19 protein-coding genes are annotated in these 20,175 nt (G+C 62.5%); 6 read left to right on the top strand and 13 right to left on the bottom strand.

The window, feature by feature from the left end:
- Positions 1-6: 6 nt before the first annotated feature.
- Genes LUU92_RS03370 through cpaB form a run of 4 tightly spaced genes read right to left on the bottom strand, consistent with a single transcriptional unit; the run spans position 7 to position 4,643 of the window.
- The gene (locus LUU92_RS03370; protein WP_071491577.1) at positions 7-1,278 is read right to left on the bottom strand and encodes a TadA family conjugal transfer-associated ATPase; all 1,272 of its coding nucleotides are present in this window, start codon (positions 1,276-1,278) and stop codon (positions 7-9) included.
- Complete coding sequence (locus LUU92_RS03375) at positions 1,275-2,468, bottom strand: CpaE/TadZ family protein (protein ID WP_071491576.1); 1,194 nt, start codon at positions 2,466-2,468, stop codon at positions 1,275-1,277. Before LUU92_RS03375 ends, LUU92_RS03370 begins: the two co-directional genes overlap by 4 nt.
- Positions 2,465-3,682, bottom strand: a complete 1,218-nt coding sequence (locus tag LUU92_RS03380) for a type II and III secretion system protein family protein (protein ID WP_071491575.1) — start codon at positions 3,680-3,682, stop codon at positions 2,465-2,467. The genes LUU92_RS03375 and LUU92_RS03380 overlap by 4 nt, the downstream gene beginning before the upstream one ends.
- A gap of 19 nt (positions 3,683-3,701) precedes the next feature.
- Positions 3,702-4,643 (bottom strand): Flp pilus assembly protein CpaB, encoded by a 942-nt coding sequence (gene cpaB / locus LUU92_RS03385; protein ID WP_093128527.1) that lies wholly within the window; start codon positions 4,641-4,643, stop codon positions 3,702-3,704.
- A 331-nt stretch (positions 4,644-4,974) separates the two neighbouring features.
- Here cpaB and LUU92_RS03390 point away from each other — a divergent pair, with 331 nt between their 5' ends.
- On the top strand, positions 4,975-5,166 hold the full coding sequence (locus LUU92_RS03390; RefSeq protein ID WP_058423609.1) for a Flp family type IVb pilin: 192 nt from the start codon (positions 4,975-4,977) through the stop codon (positions 5,164-5,166).
- A gap of 58 nt (positions 5,167-5,224) precedes the next feature.
- On the top strand, positions 5,225-5,629 hold the full coding sequence (locus tag LUU92_RS03395) for a response regulator (RefSeq protein ID WP_071491573.1): 405 nt from the start codon (positions 5,225-5,227) through the stop codon (positions 5,627-5,629).
- Between the two features lie 20 nt (positions 5,630-5,649).
- Here the strand turns inward: LUU92_RS03395 and LUU92_RS03400 are convergent, their stop codons facing one another.
- The 4 genes from LUU92_RS03400 to LUU92_RS03415 all read right to left on the bottom strand — a co-directional run bounded on the left by LUU92_RS03400 (position 5,650) and on the right by LUU92_RS03415 (position 11,601).
- Entirely contained in the window at positions 5,650-7,332 is a 1,683-nt protein-coding gene (locus LUU92_RS03400; RefSeq protein WP_257103161.1) for a ShlB/FhaC/HecB family hemolysin secretion/activation protein, read from the bottom strand.
- Between the two features lie 174 nt (positions 7,333-7,506).
- Entirely contained in the window at positions 7,507-9,105 is a 1,599-nt protein-coding gene (locus tag LUU92_RS03405; RefSeq protein WP_257103162.1) for a collagen-like triple helix repeat-containing protein, read from the bottom strand.
- Positions 9,106-9,406: 301 nt separating this feature from the next.
- Entirely contained in the window at positions 9,407-10,255 is an 849-nt protein-coding gene (locus LUU92_RS03410; RefSeq protein ID WP_257103163.1) for a MaoC family dehydratase, read from the bottom strand.
- A gap of 2 nt (positions 10,256-10,257) precedes the next feature.
- Positions 10,258-11,601 (bottom strand): 3-oxoacyl-ACP reductase, encoded by a 1,344-nt coding sequence (locus LUU92_RS03415; RefSeq protein ID WP_071491569.1) that lies wholly within the window; start codon positions 11,599-11,601, stop codon positions 10,258-10,260.
- A 105-nt stretch (positions 11,602-11,706) separates the two neighbouring features.
- Here LUU92_RS03415 and LUU92_RS03420 point away from each other — a divergent pair, with 105 nt between their 5' ends.
- Together LUU92_RS03420 and LUU92_RS03425 are read left to right on the top strand one after the other, a co-directional pair.
- Positions 11,707-12,984: an acetyl-CoA C-acetyltransferase gene (locus tag LUU92_RS03420; RefSeq protein ID WP_257103164.1), complete on the top strand. Its 1,278-nt coding sequence runs from the start codon at positions 11,707-11,709 to the stop codon at positions 12,982-12,984.
- Positions 12,985-13,108: 124 nt separating this feature from the next.
- On the top strand, positions 13,109-14,008 hold the full coding sequence (locus LUU92_RS03425; protein WP_014716761.1) for a PA4780 family RIO1-like protein kinase: 900 nt from the start codon (positions 13,109-13,111) through the stop codon (positions 14,006-14,008).
- Positions 14,009-14,141: 133 nt separating this feature from the next.
- Here LUU92_RS03425 and cueR read toward each other — a convergent pair whose 3' ends face one another.
- The 3 genes from cueR to LUU92_RS03440 form a co-directional block, all read right to left on the bottom strand.
- Positions 14,142-14,543 (bottom strand): Cu(I)-responsive transcriptional regulator, encoded by a 402-nt coding sequence (cueR, locus tag LUU92_RS03430; protein WP_092250025.1) that lies wholly within the window; start codon positions 14,541-14,543, stop codon positions 14,142-14,144.
- Entirely contained in the window at positions 14,540-16,741 is a 2,202-nt protein-coding gene (locus tag LUU92_RS03435) for a heavy metal translocating P-type ATPase (protein WP_257103165.1), read from the bottom strand. The genes cueR and LUU92_RS03435 overlap by 4 nt, the downstream gene beginning before the upstream one ends.
- A gap of 66 nt (positions 16,742-16,807) precedes the next feature.
- A complete protein-coding gene (locus LUU92_RS03440; RefSeq protein WP_257103166.1) occupies positions 16,808-17,188 on the bottom strand; it encodes a hypothetical protein in 381 nt (126 codons plus the stop codon).
- 147 nt (positions 17,189-17,335) lie between these two features.
- Here LUU92_RS03440 and LUU92_RS03445 point away from each other — a divergent pair, with 147 nt between their 5' ends.
- Together LUU92_RS03445 and LUU92_RS03450 are read left to right on the top strand one after the other, a co-directional pair.
- A complete protein-coding gene (locus LUU92_RS03445) occupies positions 17,336-17,533 on the top strand; it encodes a heavy-metal-associated domain-containing protein (protein ID WP_071491564.1) in 198 nt (65 codons plus the stop codon).
- An 85-nt stretch (positions 17,534-17,618) separates the two neighbouring features.
- On the top strand, positions 17,619-18,812 hold the full coding sequence (locus LUU92_RS03450; protein ID WP_257103167.1) for a multidrug effflux MFS transporter: 1,194 nt from the start codon (positions 17,619-17,621) through the stop codon (positions 18,810-18,812).
- An 8-nt stretch (positions 18,813-18,820) separates the two neighbouring features.
- Here LUU92_RS03450 and LUU92_RS03455 read toward each other — a convergent pair whose 3' ends face one another.
- Together LUU92_RS03455 and LUU92_RS03460 are read right to left on the bottom strand one after the other, a co-directional pair.
- Positions 18,821-19,003: a hypothetical protein gene (locus LUU92_RS03455; RefSeq protein WP_071491563.1), complete on the bottom strand. Its 183-nt coding sequence runs from the start codon at positions 19,001-19,003 to the stop codon at positions 18,821-18,823.
- Between the two features lie 146 nt (positions 19,004-19,149).
- Complete coding sequence (locus tag LUU92_RS03460) at positions 19,150-20,163, bottom strand: zinc-binding alcohol dehydrogenase family protein (protein WP_092250037.1); 1,014 nt, start codon at positions 20,161-20,163, stop codon at positions 19,150-19,152.
- Positions 20,164-20,175 lie beyond the last annotated feature (12 nt).

Consider the following 20,175-nt stretch of genomic DNA (forward strand, 5'->3'; position numbering starts at 1 on the left):
CGCTCCCTAGGACTGCAACGCCGATTCGCGGCGCAGTTTGTCGCCGGCCGGGTTGAGGGCTTCGCGCAGGAAGCCAAAGCCGGTACGCCGGTCCAGGCGAAACAGGGTATTGGTGACGTACACGTCATCACGCACACCGACCACTTCCACCACTTCGCTCACGCAGCGACGCCCATCGGGCATGCGCGACAGCTGGATGATCACGTCCAGTGCGGCGCAGATCATCTGGCGCAGGGTTTTTTCGGCGATTGCCCGCCCGGTCAGGCCCACCAGGGTTTCCAGGCGCAGCAATGCATCCTGGGCGTTGTTGGCGTGCACGGTGCTCATGGAGCCGTCGTGGCCGGTGTTCATCGCCGTCATCACGTCGAGCACTTCGACACCACGGATCTCGCCAAGGATGATGCGGTCCGGGCGCATCCGCAGGGCGTTGCGGATCAGGTCGCTGGACTTGACTTCGCCGTGGCCCTCGGCGTTGGGTGGACGGGTTTCCAGGCGTACCACGTGGGGGTGGCCCAATTGCAATTCGGCGACGTCCTCGATGGTCACCAGGCGTTCGTGGGGGTTGATCAACTGACTGAGGATATTCAGCAGCGTAGTCTTGCCGGTGCCTGTGCCGCCGCTGATCAGGATATTGCAGCGCTTGCCCACGGCCTCCTGAAAGAACTCGAAAATGCTCTGGTCGATGGTCTGCATGGCGACCAGGTCGCTGCTCTTGAGCATGTCCTTGCGGAATTTGCGAATCGACAGGCACGGTCCGTCCAGGGCGATCGGCGGGATGATCGCATTGACCCGGCTGCCATCGGGCAGGCGCGCATCCACCATGGGCGAAGACTCATCCAGGCGCCGGCCCAGCGGTGCGAGGATGCGTTGCATCACGCGCTCCACGTGGTGGTCGTCGATGAAGCGCAGGTCGCTCTGGTGCAGCAAACCATCACGTTCGATAAATACTCGATGTGGCCCGTTGACCAAGATTTCGGTCACCGACGGATCGCGCAACAACACCTCCAGCGGGCCGAAACCGGTGAGTTCGTCAACGATCTCTTCGGCCAGGCGCTCCGTCTCGTAGCGCGAAATCGCCAGGCGCATGCGCGTGATGTACTCGGAGACTTTGTCGGTGACGAATTGCGCCAGGGACTGGCGCGTGCCTTCGAGCAGGTTCTTGCCCGACTCTTCGATGGCGTCGATGATGTAGCGATGCAGCACCAGTTTCAGGCCATCGTGATCGGTGTTGCCACCGGCAGCGCGGGCCGGGCCGCCAAACAGCTTTTCTCCGTTCATCGTCCTGACCCCAGGATGCGTTCAAACCAGCGCATCGAAGGCTTTGCCAAACCCTCGGAGCGTTTTGCCAGGCGCTCGCCCAAGGCGCGCACGGCCTGGGTCAAGGGTTCGCGCGGCGCCAGGGCGAACAGCGTCTGGCCCTGGTTTTTCACATTCAGGCGCAGTTCGGCACTCAGGGGCAGCACGGCGACGCATTCGAGGCCGAAGCTCTTTTCCAGGGCTTCGGTGTCCGGTGCGCAGGCCTTGATGTAGCGGTCCACTACCAGTTTGGCATGCTCAAGCTTCATGCCTTTTTCACGCCAGCGATTGATCACCGCCAGGTTGCGACGGCAGTCCAGTACGTTCTGGTCGGTGCACCACAGCAGTTTGTCGCAATGGCTGACAAAGGTGCGCAGGGCTTCGCTGTCCGGCTGTCCGGTAATGTTCACGACGATGTGCTGGAAGTGTTGGCGCAAGGCGCTGAGCAACATGTACAGCTCGGCGGCGCTGGTGAGTTTGAGCGGTTCGTCACCGGTGGCGTACGCCAGGATGCGCAGGCCATCCAGGGCGGTGGTGAAGGCGCTGTTGATCAAGGTGGTGTCGAGGCGGCGCAAATGCCGCAGCGCATCGCCGAAATTGAACGTGCTCTCCAGGCCCAGCAACGCCAGGCTGTCGCTGCGTGGCAGGCCGAGGTCGAGCAGCAGGGTCTGCTGCCCGCTCTTTTGCACCACCAGCGCCAGGTGGGTGGCCAGCATCGCGCCGTCGGCGTTGCTCTGGGTGCCGAACAGCACGGTCAGGCCGCCCAGTTGTGCGTTGGGGGTCACGGTCGGCAGGCGCTTGCTCAGGCGCCGCACCAGGCCGGCCACTTCGCTGGAGCGTGAGCCGTAGGCCACGAAATCGCGGGCGCCGGCACGCATGGCATTCAGCACAAGCTGGTTGTCCATGCCATCGCCGAGGGCAACCACGGCGAGCATGGGCTTGGCTTCCAGCGCCCCTTCGATCAGTGCGCTCTGGGCCACCAGGTTTTCGCGGTCAAGGCCGATGAACACCAGGTTGGCGAAGGTCACATCGACCAGCGCCAACAGTTCGTCGAGGCTGCCGGTGCCGGCACTTACCACTTGACCAAGCGGTGCGAGAGCCCCCTGCAGCCACTCAAGGTCAGTGGTGTTGCGGGTGATGGCGAGGAAGGTCTGGCTCAGGCTATCGCTCATTGGGAAAGTCCACTGCGACGGTCGAAGTTGCCGTTTTCCAGAAAGAACAGCCGGTACCAGTTCGGGTCGTAGTTGCGCAGTTTTTCGCCGGGCAAGGAGGGCAGTTGGGCGTTGGCGGCCAACGGCTGCACCAAGTGCGGCGTGACGATCATCAGCAGCTCTTTTTCTTCGCGGCTGATCGTGGAATCGCGGAAAAATGCGCCAAGGATGGGGATATCGCCCAGCCCTGGAAATTTATCGATGGTCGAGCGGTTGTTGGTGCTGATCAGGCCGCTGATCACGAAGCTTTCGCCATCGGCCAGGGACACGCTGGTGTCGGTACGGCGTACAGTCAGGGCCGGCACCTGGATGCCTTGAATCTGCACGGCGTTGCTGTAGTCCAGTTCGCTGACTTCCGGTGCCACCTTGAGAGTGATGCGGTTGCGGTCGATCACGGTGGGGGTCAGGGTCAGGCGAATACCGAACTCTTTGTATTCGATGGAGATGGTATCGCTACCAGAGCTGGGTACCGGGACGGGCACTTCACCGCCGGCGAGGAAGGATGCGCTCTGCCCGCTCATGGCCACCAGGCTTGGGCGGGCCAGGGTGTAGGCAAAGCCGCTGCGCTCCAGGGCGTTGATCATGGCCTTGACCCGGCCGCCGCCAAATCCGACGTTGAAACTGTCCGTGCTCACCGGCAGCTTGAATACCCCCTCAGAGGGCGAAAGAAGGCTGGGGCTACCGAGGAAAAAGTTGGTACCCACGCCGAGAAACTTCGTACTGGCTTCCTTGAGCTTGGTACGGCTGACTTCCACAAAGCGGATGTCGGTCTGCACCTGGCTGGGCAGCAACGGGTCTTGCGAGGGCGACAGCGACACGCTGGTCAGCGCCGAGGTGGCCTTGCCCTTGACGAACACCATGCTCTGGCGCGGCGCGCTGGCGCAGGCGGTCCACACCAGCAGGCTGGTGGCGCCGCTGCTGACACCGGTGAGCAGGAAGTTACGGTCACCGTTGACCCGCACGTCGGCGATTTTCGGATCGCCGATGGCCAGGCGCGTAATTGCCACGGGCGATTGCAGTTCCTGTTGCAGGCCTTCTCCCACCTCGACCACGGCGGGCAGCTGGCCCAGGGCACTGCAGTTGCCCGGCGCTGCCAGGGCCATGTCGATCGGCAGGCTCGCCAGCATCAGGGCGCAGGCCAGTTGCGTGAACAGGGGTGCGTAGCGATGGCTCATTCAAGGCATCCTTGCTCGATCACGGGGTTTGTGGTGCCGCCTGGGCACCGCGAATCACTTCAATGCCACGCCGTACACCAGGCCCACCGCCAGCCGGCACGACGGGTTTGGGCGGGCCGGTCAACGCCAGTTGAGTGAACTGGTAAAGGTCGCGGTTAGCGCTTTCCAGCTTCTGCGCGGTGTCGTCTTCACCGGCCCAATAGCGGCTGAGCAGTTGTTCCTCGGCACTGCGCACGGCCAGGCGCAAGGTCCCGGCTTGTGCCGCGAGCATCATGCGGCTTAATAAAGGCTCCGGCACGGCCAGCACCACGGTGCGTGCGGTGAGTCGACGTTGTAGGGCCTGGGCGCGTTCTTCGGCGGTAGCCGGGGGTGGCACTGCCGGTTGGCCATCGTTGGCCAGGCCCAATTGATCGCCGACGCTGAGCAGGCGCATCGCCGGAAGGACGATCTGGGCCGACTGTTCGGCGTTGCCGGCATCCTGGCGCAGGAACAGCAGCACATCCACGTAATCGCCGGGGCTCAATTGGCCTGCTGCGCCGACCACCTCGTCCACGGCCACGGCCAGCGCGCGCTCGTTGGGGCGGATCATGCGCGAGAGGGGGCCGCCGGCGTTGAAACTGTCCTCGTTGAGCCAGGTACCGGCGCCGAGGGTTCTCAGGGGTATGCGCCCGATGGCCTGGTCGAGTTGGGTCAGGCTGCCGGCGGGCGCGGTGCGCAGTTTCTCGACGGACAGGTCCGCGGCGGTCAGTGGCGTAAAGGCAGGCACTTCATGCCGCAGGACGACCACCGGCTGGCGGGTTTGGTCTTCAGCGGCGGCGAGGGTTTTTTCAACGGAAACGACAGGTGCGGCAGGCGCTGCGACGGGCTCAGGTGCGCGGCTCAACACCAGCCCCCAGTACCCGGCAATCAATGCCCCGATCAGCAGCAAGCCGGCCAGGACCATGCTGATGCGACTGTTCATGACGGCTCTCCCTTTCCCGTTGCACTGCACACCCTGTTAATCCAAACGGGTTAATCCGCAACCTGGCTGTGATGAACATCTAACGATTTGGCTATTTGAAGGTAGCTCAGCTAGGACGAAATGCCATTACCGCGGGGAAAAATTATCTGAAGCAGAAAGTTGGCCTTTTAAACTGCGGTGTTGTGGCGTCAACGTTGCGACTAATACTTTGTGATTAATCCGTTCTTACAGTTGTGAGGCCAGGGTTTGTTGACAATGCTCTAATGGCACGCCGCGATCATCTGGTGGTAGAGCCTTTCCGGCTTTCAGTGGCGTTTTAGGGAGAAGTCCAATGTTCCTTGACATGATGTTGAAGCTGTATGTCCAAACCCAACTTTTTTTTCAACGCAAAGACGGTGCGTCCGGGATTGAGTACGCGATCATTGTGGCCATGGTTGCATTGGTGATCGTCGGTGCCGGTTCTGGGCTGGGAACTAAGATCAAATCGATCTTCGACAGCGTCGCCACTAAGATGACCACTTGATAGCGTCTTTTTCCATGTGGAAGCGCCTCATTAACGTTCTTCCTGTCCAGGTACAGCCATGAGCGCCTCTTCGACTTCCCGCCAACAAATTCTTTTGGTGGATGACGAAGAGGACGCCCTGATCGAACTCGCCGAATCCCTCGAAAACGAAGGGTTTGTGTGTTTCACCGCCAATTCCGTCACCTTCGCCCTGCAAGAATTGACACTTCACCCCGACATCGCCCTGGTCATCACCGACCTGCGCATGCCTGAGGAAAGTGGCATTTCCTTGATCAAGCGCCTGCGCGAACACACCTCACGCTCGCACTTGCCGGTGATTGTGATGTCGGGTCATGCCGAAATGGATGATGTGAGCGACATGCTGCGCCTGCAGGTGCTGGACCTGTTTCGCAAGCCGATCTACCTGGTGCGGTTGATCGATACGTTGAACAACCTCTTCCCCCTGCCCAAAGCGAAACCTTAGAGCCTGGCCTCTATGGGGGATTACAGTTGGTAGCTGAAGCTCAGTGAGTAGCGCGGCCTGCGGTTGAAGCTGTCCAGCGCAATATCTGACATGGGTTTGGCGGCTTCCAATGCAATGTTGTAGTACTTGTTGTCACCAAAGCGCAGGCCCATCGCCGCAGATGACATATCGCTGGCCCTGACCGGCAGGTTGTTGAACCAGGACTTGGCACGGTCGAACACGATATAGGGCTGCAGGATCCGCACCCACTCACCGGCGCGGTTGTAGCTGTAGTTGACCTCATACGCCAACCCCCAGCCCTTGTCGCCGGAACCTTGGTCATCGGGGTAGCCACGCCCGAAGTTCTGCCCGCCGAAGGTGGCACGTTCGCTGTCGGGCAGGGTGTCATCACTCCAGTAAAACGCTCCCGACAGCACGCCCTGCCAGTTATCGAAGAACGTGTCGCTCTGGACGCCGGACAGGCGCAGGCGGAAGAAATCCAGGTCTGGCTTGAGTCCTTCGAAATCACTACGGGTCTTGGCACCCATGCCGTCTATCCCCTGGTACAGGCCTGCACTGAGAATGCGTAACTGGCGCGTGTCGGCCTTGCGCCAGTCACCTTCAAAGGCCAGGGCGCGCAGGTTGGTTTCGATGTCGAAGCGCTGGGGGTAGCCCACCAGTTGGTAGCGCGTGGTCTGGTCGACTGCGTACAGGCGCGTGCCCAGGGTCAGCGACTCATTGGGTGAGGCAATCAACGGATGGCTGAGGCCGACGGAATAGCGATCGATGGCCTGGTGCGGCTTGAGCGCGAAGCCGCCGCCCAGTTGCAGGCTGGTGTTGGGATCGGCGCGATAGCGCTCAGCGCCGAGCGCCAGTTGGGTCCCCTCGGCATTCACGAACTGGCTGTAGCCCACGCGGTAGTAATGCTCTTTATCCTTGCCAGGTGGGAGCAGACCGCTGATGTTGAGCTGCTCGCCCATGCTGGTCTGGGCGTTGCTGGTACCGGTAAGCAAGGCCTGCAGGCCACCACGGCTGTCGTCGGTCATGCTCATGCTGCTGGTGAAGGGTTTGCGGCTTGCGGTGATGTGCATGCTCGTGCCACCGTCAGTGGTACGGGGTGGTGGAACTTGGGCTTGCAACGTGACGCCCGGGATGCGGCCCATGAGCGTGGTGTAGCGCTCGAAGGTCTTGCGGGTCAGGGGGCGTTCGACCAGAAGCTTGTCGGCCAACTTGTCGACGTAGGTCGAGACCGAGCCGATGTCGCCACTTTGCTGGTAATCCTTGATATAGCCCTCCACCAGCACCACGCGCACCAGGCCGTTTTCAAAGTTCTGCTGGGGCAGGAACGCATAGGACAGCAGATAGCCGTCCTGTTGGTACCGACGTGTGATACCGCGGGTAGCTTCGATCAACTGCGCCAGGTTGGTCTCATGGCCGATCAACGGTTCGTAGGCTTTGGCGCTCTCGGCGAGAGGGTAGACCGTGCCACCCTCGATCTGCAGTTTGCGAATCGTCACCTTGGTGTCCATCATCAGCGGCTGGCCCTGGGTAGGCGGTGCTTCAGGCACCTGGGTTTGCGGCGTGACCGGTCGATAAGCATCGGCAGGGAGGTTGGGCACTGGCAAGTTGCGGATGGTGTCGTTGCTGTTGAGGAAGCTGGGAAGGGTCTCGGCCTGGGCGTAGGCACTGAGAGAAAGCAATAACAACGGCGTCAACACGCGCATAGGACACTCCATGGTCAACTGCAGCAGCGTTTCGGGCCCACCGGGTTCTGGGACTCGGCTCGGGAGGAACATGGTGCCAAGCCGCATAAAAAAGACGAGAGACTTATTGGGGGCTCTCGTCTCAACCAAGCGTAGGCGCTGTAGGTGAGGCCGTCTAATCGGCCAGGTGCATTTCTATTGACCGGTGAGGCCTGTGAGCAAACCGCCTACACCGGTGTTGGTGGTAGCGCCTGCACTGCCATTGGCGGAGGCGCCGACGCTCAAGCCACCGAGCAGGCCGCCACTGCTGCCGGTACCTCCAGTGACCAGGCCCCCGACCGAGCCTACCGTACCGCCTACGGCACTGACGGTATTGCCCAGCGCGTGAGTGATCGGGTTGGCATTTGCACCGGTCAGCGTGGTCCCGACGTTGGTGACTGCGGCGCCCACGTTGGTCACCAGGCCGTTGACCGGAGCACCGACGCCTGTGGTTGTGCCGATGTTTTGCGTGAGGCTGGCCACGCCTGATGTCACAGGATTGAGGGCTGCACCGACATTGGTTGCCAGGCCTGCGACGGGTGCCGTTGCCCCCGTGTTGGCCACGCCGGTACCACCGATGACCGTGCCGAGGGAGGCGACGGTGCCGCCCAGCGCGCCACCGGTGACACCTGCTGCGCTGACCGCGCCGTTGGTGTTGCCAGCATTCAGCCCGTTACCGACATTTGCCACCAGGCCACCTACCAACTCAGGCAAGCCAGGTGCGGAAGCGCCACCCGCTGGAGCGACATAACCCCCTGATTTGTCGAGCACGCCACCGACGCCGGTCAATGCGCCACCCACGATGTCAGTGACGGGGTTACCGGTACCGCCTGCGCTGGCCACCTGGCCACCCAGGCCGGTGACTGCGGCACCGACCTTATCCACCAGGCCGTTTACCGGGTTTCCCAGACCGGTTGCGTTGCCGAGGTTGCCGGTGGTGTTTTCCACCAACGACACCACGGGTACCAGCACTCTTGCGCCGACACGGCCGGTGATCGAGCCCAGCGGGCCGGTGGTGCTGGCGGTACTCAAGGTATCGCCGAGCATGGTGACGGCCTGGCCAACCTGGTCGACCAGGCCTCCTGCTGCGCCCCCTACACCGCCGGTCAGTCCGCCGACGACTGGAACGCCGCCCAGCGTAGTGGACAAGGATTTGCCGGTGGTCGAAAGGCCGTCGCCCAAGTCGGCGACGCCATTACCTACACCCGCCACGGTGATGCCTAAGGAATTGCTATTTGTGCCCAGCGAGCCCAGGCCTGCAGTGACGCCGGTTCCAATACTGGTGACCGCATTGCCGGTTGCGGTGACCAGGCCTCCTGCGGTGGTGCCCACGATGGGGACGCTGGTCAAAGTGTCGCCCAGATCGCCGACGGCAGCGCCTACGTTACCCACGGTGCCGCCCAGGGTACCGGCAATCTGGCCGGTGACCAGAGGTGTGCTGGTCGAGCCTGTGCCGCCGCCTGTGCCTCCACCCGTGCCACCGCCTGTGCCTCCACCCGTGCCACCGCCTGTGCCACCGCCTGTGCCACCGCCTGTGCCACCACCTGTGCCACCACCTGTGCCGCCACCCGTGCCGCCTGTGCCACTGCCATCACCGCCACCCGTGCCACCCCCGGTTCCTGCACCTGCATCCGGGGAGGATGCTGCAACGCTGGATTTGTGCCCACCACCACCGCTGCTGCAGCCGCCGAGTGCCAGTGCTACTGCCAGGGCCAGCGCGGTACTTGCTTTCCAAAACACGACTTGAGTTTTCATGATTGAGTTCCTTGCACCTGTACAACCTTCGTTGTCTTCAAGCGCTCGCTACTTCTGGGGATAGCGATGCGTTTGTCCGTGCGGCTATAACAGCCCCGGCGGTGCGTTCTCTCAATGCTCTACTTGGTATTAACGATTTATATACAGCAGCGATGTACCGGTTAAGCAACTAATACCAAGGGTGTAAAGGGTGGATGTATCAAGATATATATAGGTTATAAATCAATTGGTTAAATAAAAAAGCGGACTTCATAAAGTCCGCTATTACTTAGGGTGTATATATACAATTAATCTGTTTGTTTCAGGCGATCGGTCGCCACTTACCTACCATATGTTCAATATCGCCCGCGCCTTTCAACCGCAACTCTCCGCTGGAACCGGCGGCGCTGGACAATAACGTCACTTCACCGGGCAGGCGCACAGGTTTCCTGAACTCGACGTCGATCTCGATATTGGCGGCGGGCAAATGTTCGCCGAGCGCGGCAACGGTGTGTGCCTTGTTCCACAATCCATGGGCGATGGCCTGGGGGAAGCCGAACAGCTTGGCGGTCAGGGCGCTGAGGTGGATCGGGTTGTAATCACCGGAGACTCGCGCATAACGACGGCCGATATCGACGGGGGCTTTCCAGCGGGTCAGCTCGCTGACCTGGTCGGGGGGCGATTGGGCGATATCTTCTGCCGCGCCTTCCAGCTTCACGCCCCGGCACAACATGCGGCTTTCAGCTTCCCACAGCAGGCCGAGGGAGTCTTCAACCGTGGTGATCAGGTCGAAGGTTGCGCCCTTGGCGTGGGGCTTGAGGTTCTGCGCGTGTACAGCCACAGACAGGTCGCTCACACCCCCCAGGGGGCGATGAATGCGGATGCGGTTACTCAGGTGAATCAGCCCCAGCAGCGGGAACGGAAAACTCTCATCGGTGAGCAACTGCATCTGCAAACCGAACGCAAGGATATGCGGATACGTCGCCGGCAGGATCGGACTGTCGGCAAAGCCGCAGACCTTGCGATAGGCCGCTACCCGCTTGGGGTCGATGCTGACCCGGCAGCGCAACCCGTGCTCGGGCAGCGTGCGGCCGGTGATCTTGCGCTTGAGGGCCGCACGCCAATACAGCGGCGGCAGAGACGGTGCACTGTCTAACGTCTTCCATTGCATGGTTACGCCCCCAGCAGACTTTGCCCACACACCCGCAGCGCTTGCCCGCTGACCGCACCGGAACCCGGTTGGCCCAGCCAGGCCACCGCTTCGGCGACGTCCTGCGGCAGGCCGCCCTGGCCCAGCGAACTCATGCGTCGCCCGGCCTCACGCAAGGCGAACGGGATATGCGCGGTCATCTGGGTTTCGATAAACCCCGGCGCCACGGCGTTGATACTGATGCCGCGCTCCTTGAGCAGCGGCGCCCAGGCCTGTGCGAGGCCGATCAAGCCGGCCTTGCTCGCCGCATAGTTGGTTTGCCCACGGTTGCCGGCGATGCCGCTGATCGAAGCCAGCAGCACTACACGGGCGTTGTCGTGCAGGGTGCCGCTGTCGAGCAGCGCCTGGGTCAGTACCTGCGGTGCATTGAGGTTGACCGCCAGCACCGCGTCCCAGTATTCCGGGGTCATGTTTGCCAGGGTTTTGTCACGGGTGATACCCGCGTTATGCACCAGGATGTCGAGGCCTTCGGGCAAGTGTTCGATCAATTGGTTGCCGGCGTCTTCGGCGCAGATATCCAGCGCTACGGTGCGTGCACCCAGGCGTGCGGCCAGGGCGTCGAGGTCGGCCTTGGCCTGGGGCACGTCGAGCAGGATCACCTCGGCACCATCGCGGGCCAGGGTCTCGGCGATGGATGCCCCGATGCCCCGGGCGGCGCCGGTGACCAGCGCCTTGCGCCCGGCCAGCGGCCGTGTCCAATCTTCCACCGGTGTAGTGCAAGCCTCCAGGCGGATCACCTGGCCGGAGATATAGGCGCTTTTCGGCGAGAGGAAGAAGCGCAGGGCGCCTTCCAACTGGTCTTCGGCACCGTCGCCGACATACAGCAATTGCAACACGCCACCGTTGCGCAACTCCTTGGCCAGCGAGCGGCTGAAGCCTTCCAGGGCGCGTTGGGCACTGGCGGCGAACGGATCGCTGAGGTTTTCCGGCGCACGGCCGAGGATCACCAGGTGCGCACTGTTATCCAGGTTTTTCAGCAGCGGCTGGAAGAACTCGCGCAGTTGCTTGAGCTGGTCGGTGTGTTGCAAGTCGCTGGCGTCGAACACCACGGCCTTGAGTTTGGGACCGTGCCCGGGAATCCACGTCGACGTTTCAGTCCCGTAGGTGTAAATGGCATCGGTGAGTCTGTTGGCAAACGCCTGCACCTTGCTGACCAGTGCACCGCCGCCCAGCAGCAATGCGCCTTCCACCGGGCGCAGGCGCCCGGCCTGCCAGCGTTCCAGGCGTACCGGCGACGGCAGGCCAATGGCGGCGACCAGACGATGGCCGAGGCTTGAGTTGGCGAAGTCGATATAACGGTCAGACATGGAACGCTCTCCGAAGGCTGGGGTTCAAAGGGTTGACCATCCCAGGGTAGCAGTCGTTCGACTAGGCTCAGTAATCCAGCCCATAACAGACAGAGGGAGCTTTCCATGACTCAATTGCGCCGTGTAGCGATCATTGGCGGTAACCGCATTCCCTTCGCCCGTTCCAATGGCCCCTATGCCACGGCGAGCAACCAGGCAATGCTGACCGCGGCCCTCGAAGGCCTGATCGAACGCTACAACCTGCACGGCCTGCGCCTGGGTGAAGTGGCTGCCGGCGCGGTGCTCAAGCACTCGAGGGATTTCAACTTGACCCGCGAATGTGTGCTTGGCTCGCGCCTGTCCCCGCAAACCCCGGCCTATGACATTCAACAGGCCTGCGGCACCGGCCTGGAAGCGGCGTTGCTGGTGGCCAACAAGATCGCCCTGGGCCAGATCGAATGCGGGATTGCCGGTGGGGTCGACACCACCTCCGACGCACCGATCGGGGTGAACGAAGGACTGCGCAGGCTTTTGCTGCAAGCCAACCGCAGCAAGTCCATGGCGGATAGATTAAAAGTCCTGTTACAACTTCGTCCCCATCACCTCAAGCCGGAACTGCCGCGCAACGGCGAACCGCGTACCGGTTTGTCCATGGGCCAGCACTGCGAATTGATGGCGCAGACCTGGCAGATCCCCCGCGCCGAGCAGGACCAGTTGGCCCTGGAAAGCCACCAGAAAATGGCCGCCGCCTATGCCGAGGGCTGGCACAACGATCTGCTCACGCCGTTCCTGGGCCTGACCCGCGACAACAACCTGCGTCCCGACCTGACCCTGGAAAAACTCGCCGCCCTTAAACCCGCCTTCGAACGCAGCGCAAAGGGCACGCTCACTGCCGGCAACTCCACGCCGCTCACCGATGGCGCATCGCTGGTGCTCTTGGGCAGTGAAGCGTGGGCCAGGGAGCGCGGCCTGCCGATCCTCGCGTACCTGCGCGATGGCGAAGCGGCGGCGGTGGACTTCGTCAACGGTGCCGAAGGCCTGCTGATGGCGCCGGTGTATGCGGTACCGCGCTTGCTGGCGAGGAACGGTCTGACGCTGCAGGACTTCGATTACTACGAGATCCACGAAGCCTTCGCTGCCCAAGTGTTGTGCACGCTCAAGGCTTGGGAGGATGCGGACTACTGCAAGACGCGCCTGGGACTTGACGCCCCCTTGGGTTCCATCGACCGTAGCCGCTTGAACGTTAAAGGCAGTTCCCTGGCCGCTGGCCATCCGTTTGCCGCCACCGGTGGGCGTATCGTTGCCAATCTGGCCAAGTTGCTGGACGCGGCGGGCAAGGGGCGTGGGCTGATTTCGATCTGCGCTGCGGGCGGTCAGGGTGTTACGGCGATCATCGAGCGCTGAAACTGGCATATTGGATGCATTCTTAAGTGATCAACGGTCGCTAGCCTCTCCCACCGGCGAGCTGATTGCCGTATAACGAGTGCCATACGCGTGTTTGGTAATACAGGACCCACAATAAAAGCTGATGAAGACTCCTAAACGCATTGAACCCCTGATCGAAGACGGTCTGGTCGACGAAGTGCTGCGCCCACTCATGAGTGGTAAAGAAGCAGCTGTTTATGTGGTGCGCTGCGGCAACGAATTGCGTTGCGCCAAGGTTTACAAGGAGGCGAACAAACGAAGTTTTCGTCAAGCGTCCGAATACCAGGAAGGCCGTAAGGTCCGTAACAGCCGGCAGGCCCGGGCCATGGCCAAGGGCTCCAAGTTCGGCAAGAAAGAAACCGAGGATGCCTGGCAGAACGCCGAAGTGGCTGCATTGTTCCGCCTGGCCGGTGCGGGCGTCCGCGTGCCCCAGCCGTTCGACTTCCTTGAAGGCGTGCTGCTGATGGAACTGGTGGCCGACGAGTACGGCGATGCGGCGCCGCGTCTGAACGACGTGGTGCTGGAACCGGACCAGGCGCGCGAATACCACGCCTTCCTGATTTCCCAGATCGTGCTGATGCTGTGTACCGGCCTGGTGCACGGTGACCTGTCCGAGTTCAACGTACTGCTCACGCCCACCGGCCCTGTGATCATCGACCTGCCCCAGGCGGTGGATGCGGCGGGCAATAACCACGCGTTCAGCATGCTGGAGCGGGACGTGGGCAACATGGCTTCCTATTTCGGGCGCTTTGCCCCGGAGTTGAAGAAGACCAAGTACGCCAAGGAAATGTGGGCGCTGTACGAAGCCGGCACGTTGCACCCTGCCAGCGTGTTGACCGGTGAGTTCGACGAGCCGGAAGAACTGGCAGACGTCGGCGGTGTGATCCGCGAGATCGAAGCGGCGCGGTTGGATGAAGAGCGCCGCCAGGCGATTCGCGCGGCGGACGATGCGCCGCCGAGCAAGGTGCCGGACGAACCTCCGCCGCCGCCTTGGATGCAGTGATTGCCAGATAACTGGAAATCACAATGTGGGAGGGGGCTTGCCCCCGATAGCGGTGGATCAGCCGGCTTATCTGTAGCTGACCCACTGCAATCGGGGGCAAGCCCCCTCCCACATTGGATTTGTGCACATTCGGTCAGGCGCAGCAGCTTCCGGACGCCAACTCCTTGAGAATCGGACAATCTGGCCGATGATCGCCCTGGCAGTGCTCCACCAGGTCCTGCAAGGTATCGCGCAGTTGCCCCAGCTCAAGAATCTTCTGGTTCAACGCCTCGATATGCTGGCGCGCCAAGGCTTTTACATCGGCGCTGGCCCGTTGCCGGTCCTGCCACAGGGTCAGTAGCCTGCCGACTTCCTCCAGAGAAAATCCCAGGTCGCGCGAGCGTTTGATAAACGCCAGGGTGTGCAAGTCATCCGCGCCGTACACGCGATAGCCACTGTCGGTGCGGTGGGCTGGCTTCAGCAGGCCGATGGATTCGTAGTAGCGAATCATCTTGGCGCTGAGCCCGGTCTGGCGCGCGGCTTGGCCGATGTTCATGGGCGTCGATCCTCCAGGTCCTTGGGTTTCCAAGTCTTCAACAGTAAGGCATTGCTGACCACGCTGACACTCGACAAGGCCATTGCCGCGCCGGCCAATACCGGGTTGAGCAGGCCGAATGCGGCCAACGGAATGCCGATCAGGTTATACACAAAGGCCCAGAACAGGTTCTGACGGATCTTGGCGTAGGTCTTGCGGCTGATCTCCAGGGCTGCCGGCACCAGGCGCGGGTCACCGCGCATCAGGGTGATACCGGCCGCGTGCATGGCCACGTCGGTGCCACCGCCCATGGCGATGCCGATATCGGCGGCGGCCAGGGCCGGGGCGTCGTTGATGCCGTCGCCGACCATGGCCACCACGCCGGTTTTCTTCAACTCAGTGACAGTTGCGGCTTTATCGGCGGGCAGCACTTCGGCGTGTACATCGTCGATACCCAAAGCCTCGGCGACCACGCGGGCGCTGCCGTGATTATCACCGGTGAGCAAATGGCTGCTGATGTGCCGGGCCTTGAGTTGCCGTACCGCTTCCAGCGCGCCGGGCTTGAGCGTATCGCCAAAAGCGAACAGCCCCAGCACTCGCGGTTGGGCGCCTTGCTCGATCAGCCAGGACAAGGTGCGGCCTTCGGCTTCCCAGGCCTTGGCCGAGTCCGCCAGGCCCCCCGCGTTCAAGCCGTTTTCTTCGAGCAGGCGGCGATTGCCCAGGGCCAGCGACTGGCCGTCCAGGGTTCCGGCGATGCCGCGTCCGGTCAGGGATTGGCTGGCCGTCACATCGGCAACTGCCAACCCTTGTTCCTTGCACGCATCCACTACGGCTTTGGCCAACGGGTGTTCACTGCCGCGTTGCAGCGCGCCGGCGTGTTGCAGCAGTCGCGCTTCGTTGCCATCCACGGCGGCCAGGTGGGCGATTTTCGGGGCGCCGGAGGTGAGGGTGCCGGTCTTGTCGAAGACCACGGCGCTCACTTCATGGGCGCGTTCCAGGGCCTCGGCGTCCTTGATCAGGATGCCGTGGCGGGCGGCAACGCCGGTGCCGGCCATGATTGCAGTGGGTGTGGCCAGGCCCAAGGCACAGGGGCAGGCGATCACCAGCACAGCCACGGCATTGATGATCGCGGTTTCCAGCGAAGCACCGTACAGCCACCAGCCCACCAGGGTGATCAACGCCAGCACCAGCACGGCCGGGACAAACACTTGGCTGACTTTATCCACCAGCTTCTGGATCGGTGCCTTGGCGGCCTGGGCGTCTTCCACCAGACGGATGATCCGCGCCAGCACGCTTTCGGCGCCGAGGGCCAGGGTGCGTACCAGCAGGCGGCCTTCGCCGTTGATGGCGCCACCGGTGACTTTGTCGCCAGGTTGCTTTGGCACCGGCAGGCTTTCGCCGCTGATCAACGCTTCGTCGGCGTGGCTCTGACCCTCGACCACTTCACCGTCCACCGGGAAGCGTTCGCCGGGTTTCACCAGCACCAGGTCATTGAGCTTCAGGGCGCTGATGGCGACGTCTTCTTCGCGGCCATCCAGTACCCGAATCGCTCGCTCGGGGCGCAGGGCTTCCAGGGCGCGGATGGCGCTGGCGGTCTGGCGTTTGGCGCGGCTCTCCAGGTATTTACCCAGTAGCACCAGGGCGATCACCACCGCCGACGCTTCGAAGTACAGGTGCGGCGTCATGCCTGGGTGAGCGGTGAGCCACTCGTAGAGACTCAGGCCGTAACCGGCGCTGGTGCCGATGGCGACCAGCAGGTCCATATTGCCGGCACCCGCCCGCACGGCTTTCCAGGCAGCAATATAAAAGCGTGCGCCGAAGATGAATTGGACCGGCGTGGCCAGGGCGAACTGCGCCCAGGCCGGCAGCATCCAGTGCAGGCCGAAGGGCTCCACCAGCATCGGCAATACCAACGGCAGTGCCAGCAGGATCGCCAGCAGCAACGACCAACGCTCGCGGTGCAGGCGCCGGGCCTGATCGGCATCGGTGGAGGTTTCGCTTTGGGGCAGGCTGGCGGTGTAGCCGGCTTTGTCGACGGCGGCAATCAGCACGCCGGGGTCCATCAGGCCGAGCACTTCGACATGGGCGCGTTCATTGGCCAGGTTGACGCTGACGCTTTGCACCCCCGGTACCTTGCCCAGCGCGCGCTCGACCCGGCCGGCACAGCTGGCGCAGGTCATGCCGCCGATGGGCAGGTCAAAGGTGGTGGATCCATTCATGGGGCAGTCCTCCAGGAGAAGTTGCCCCTAGCATCAACCTTGACCTGTGGGGAAGGTCAAGCGCCTTCAGTATTCCAAGGCGGCGGACTTGAGGTACATGCCGTCCGGGCCCTGGGCAATGCGCAACTTGCGCACATCACCGACCTTGAGCGTAATGTTTTGCGCAGGCGGTGCCAGCAGGCCCGGCAGGCAACCCGGGGACTGGCCCGGCAGCAACTTCAGGCGCAGTGACAGGTTGCCCGCCGGCAGGTTGAACGAGGTGGCCTGCTCCTGGAACAGCCGACCCGCCAACTGGTCATTCAGGTACAGACCGATTTCGCAGTTGGTCGGCACCTCCAGGCGTTCCCGGGAAATGATCAGCACCGCATAGTCTTCTGCGGCGAAGGCTTGGGGCGCGGCGGCCGACAGGCTCATCAGGCCGGCAAGGGCAAAAAACGACCAGCGCATGGCGAATGCTCCGTGGTGTGAATCGAAGATGAGTGAAGCTTGGCCTTTGAAGCGGCCAAATACCAGCCCGGCAGAAACTTCCGGAACTTGACCTTGCCATCGTGGCAAGGTCGAGACTGGGTCCAACCTCATCAAAGGAGTCATGTCATGCAAGTATTCAGCGTTGAAGGAATGACCTGCGGCCATTGCGTTCGAGCGGTGACCCAGGCGGTGCAGAACCAGGACCCGGCGGCCAACGTGAAGGTCGACCTGGCGGCAAAAGAGGTGGGCGTCGAGAGCCGCTTGTCTGCCGAGCAAGTGATCGAGGCGATCAACGCCGAGGGCTATAGCGCCAAGCTCGCCTGACGCGGACAAATAGTTAGCGAGCTATCGTGTTCAACGCACCCAAGCGCGGCTAGACTATCGGGCTGCCGACTCACTTGGGTGCCCGATGAACCTCCGCATAATTCTGATCCTGGGTGCCTTGAGCGCCTTCGCGCCGCTGGCGATCGATTTTTACCTGCCGGGCTTCCCGGCCATGGCCAAGGCCTTTGCCACCGATGAAAAACACATCCAGCTGACCCTGGCGGTGTATTTCGGCGGCCTGGCCATCGGCCAGTTGATCTACGGCCCATTGGCTGACCGCTTTGGTCGGCGCGGTCCGCTGCTCAGCGGCGTCACCTTGTTCACCTTGGCCTCCTTCGCCTGCGCCTTTGCGCCTTCACTGGAATGGTTGATTGGCGCGCGTTTCGTGCAGGCCCTGGGCGGTTGCGCGGGCATGGTGATTTCCCGTGCCGTGGTCAGCGACAAATGCGACGCGGTGGGGTCGGCCAAAGTCTTTTCCCAACTGATGCTGGTCACTGGCCTGGCGCCGATCCTCGCGCCGCTGGCCGGTGGGTTGATGGTGGGGCTGTGGGGCTGGCAGTCGATTTTCCTGGCGCTGTCGATATTCAGCGTAATGGCGGCCATCGCGGTCGCCGTCGGGTTGCCGGAAACCTTTCCGGCCCATCAGCCGCGCCAGCCGTTGTCCGGCTCGTTGCGTCGCTATGCGGCCTTGTTGTCGGACCGCGTCTACCTCAGGTATGCCCTCACCGGTGGCATTTCGATTGCCGGGATGTTTGCCTACATCGCCGGTTCACCGTTCGTGTTTATCCAACTCTATGGCGTGCCGGCCGAGCATTACGGCTGGCTGTTCGGCTCCAACGCGGCGGGTTTTATCCTCGTGGCGCAGGTCAATGCGCGGCTGCTGTCCAAGCGCGGCCCGGCGTTCCTGCTGTCGCGCAGTGTGTGGGTCTACCTGTTGGCGGCGTTGACGTTGCTGGGCATCGCGGCATTGCGCACCGATGCATTGTGGCCATTGCTGGTGCCGCTGTTTATCTGCATTGCCAGCCTGGGCTGCATTCTGCCTAACACTTCGGCCTGCGCCATGAGCGGGCAGGGTGCACGGGCCGGTAGCGCTTCGGCGTTGCTCGGCTGCATTCAGTTTGGCGTGGCCGCCGGCGCTGCTTCGTTGGTCGGCGTGTTGCACGACGGCACGGCGATGCCGATGGCCATGGTCATCAGCTTGTGCGGTGTACTGGCGGTGACGATTGCGATGTCGACCCAGCGCCTGCAACGCAAACGGGCCTTGCAGGCGCAGGTCTGAAGAGCGGGTCAGCCAGCGGCAGAACGTTGCTGGCTGATGGGGAAACGGTGGGGGGCCTGGATACGGGCTTGCAGGGTGTCGGCAAAGGCGCGGGCCTCGGCCTCGGTGCGGAAGGTGAAGGCGTCCTGGTCGAGACGCACCTGCCATTTATTGCCTGCGGATTTTGCTAACGCTTTTATCAGGATCTTCATTGCTGACTTCCTCACGTAAAAGAATCGTGGCAAAGGCGGCCAATATAAACCCGAATACGCTCACAAATATGACAAAGATCAACTCTCTGACTAGCGGTGTCGTCCATTACTCACATGAATAATGGACGACGCTGACAGCCGTTTTTTCAGAACCCTTCCAGCACGATCTTGCCCTTGGCCTTGCCGCTTTCCAGCAGCGCATGGGCACGGCGCAGGTTGGCCGCATTGATCACGCCGAAGTGTTCGCCCACCGTGGTTTTCAGGGTGCCGGCGTCGATCAGTTCGGCCACGCGGTTGAGCAGGTTGTGCTGCTCGATCATGTCCGGCGTCTCGAACATCGAGCGGGTGTACATGAACTCCCAATGCAACGACAGGCTTTTGCGCTTGAGCTTGCTGACGTCCAGCGCCTTGGGATCGTCGATCAGCGCCAGCTTGCCCTGGGGTTGCAGAGCCTCGACCAGCTGGTCCAGATGATGATCGGTCTGGGTCAGGCTGGCGACGTGGGTCACGTGCGGGTGGCCGGCACTTTTCAGCGCTTCGCTCAAGGGTTGGCTGTGGTCGATCACCAGCTCGGCGCCCAGGTCCCTGGCCCACGCCTGGGTTTCCGGGCGCGAAGCGGTGCCGATCACTTTCAAGGCGGTGAGCTGGCTGGCCAATTGAGTCAGGATCGAGCCCACACCACCGGCGGCACCGACGATCAGCAGGCTCTGGCCTTCATCCTGTTTACCCTCACGCACTTGCAGGCGTTCGAACAGCAGCTCCCAGGCGGTGATCGCCGTCAGTGGCAGCGCGGCGGCTTCGGCAAAGCCCAGGCTTTTCGGCATATGGCCGACGATGCGCTCGTCCACGGTGTGCAGTTCGCTGTTGCCGCCTGGGCGCACCAGGGAACCGGCGTAGAACACCTTGTCACCGGTCTTGAACAGCGTCACGTCGCTGCCGACGGCCTTGACCACACCGGCGACGTCCCAGCCCAGGACCTTGGCGGCGCCGTTTTCCGGGGCGACGTTCTGGCGCACCTTGGTGTCCACCGGGTTGACCGAGATGGCTTTGACTTCCACCAGCAGGTCACGCGGGCCGGCGACGGGCGCTGGCAGCTCGATGTCTTGCAAGGCGTTTGGATCGTTGATCGGCAGCGAGGCGTAGTAGGCAATGGCTTTCATGATGGCTCCGGA

The sequence above is a fragment of the Pseudomonas extremorientalis genome (genome assembly GCF_024584605.1).
Lineage (GTDB): Bacteria > Pseudomonadota > Gammaproteobacteria > Pseudomonadales > Pseudomonadaceae > Aquipseudomonas > Aquipseudomonas extremorientalis.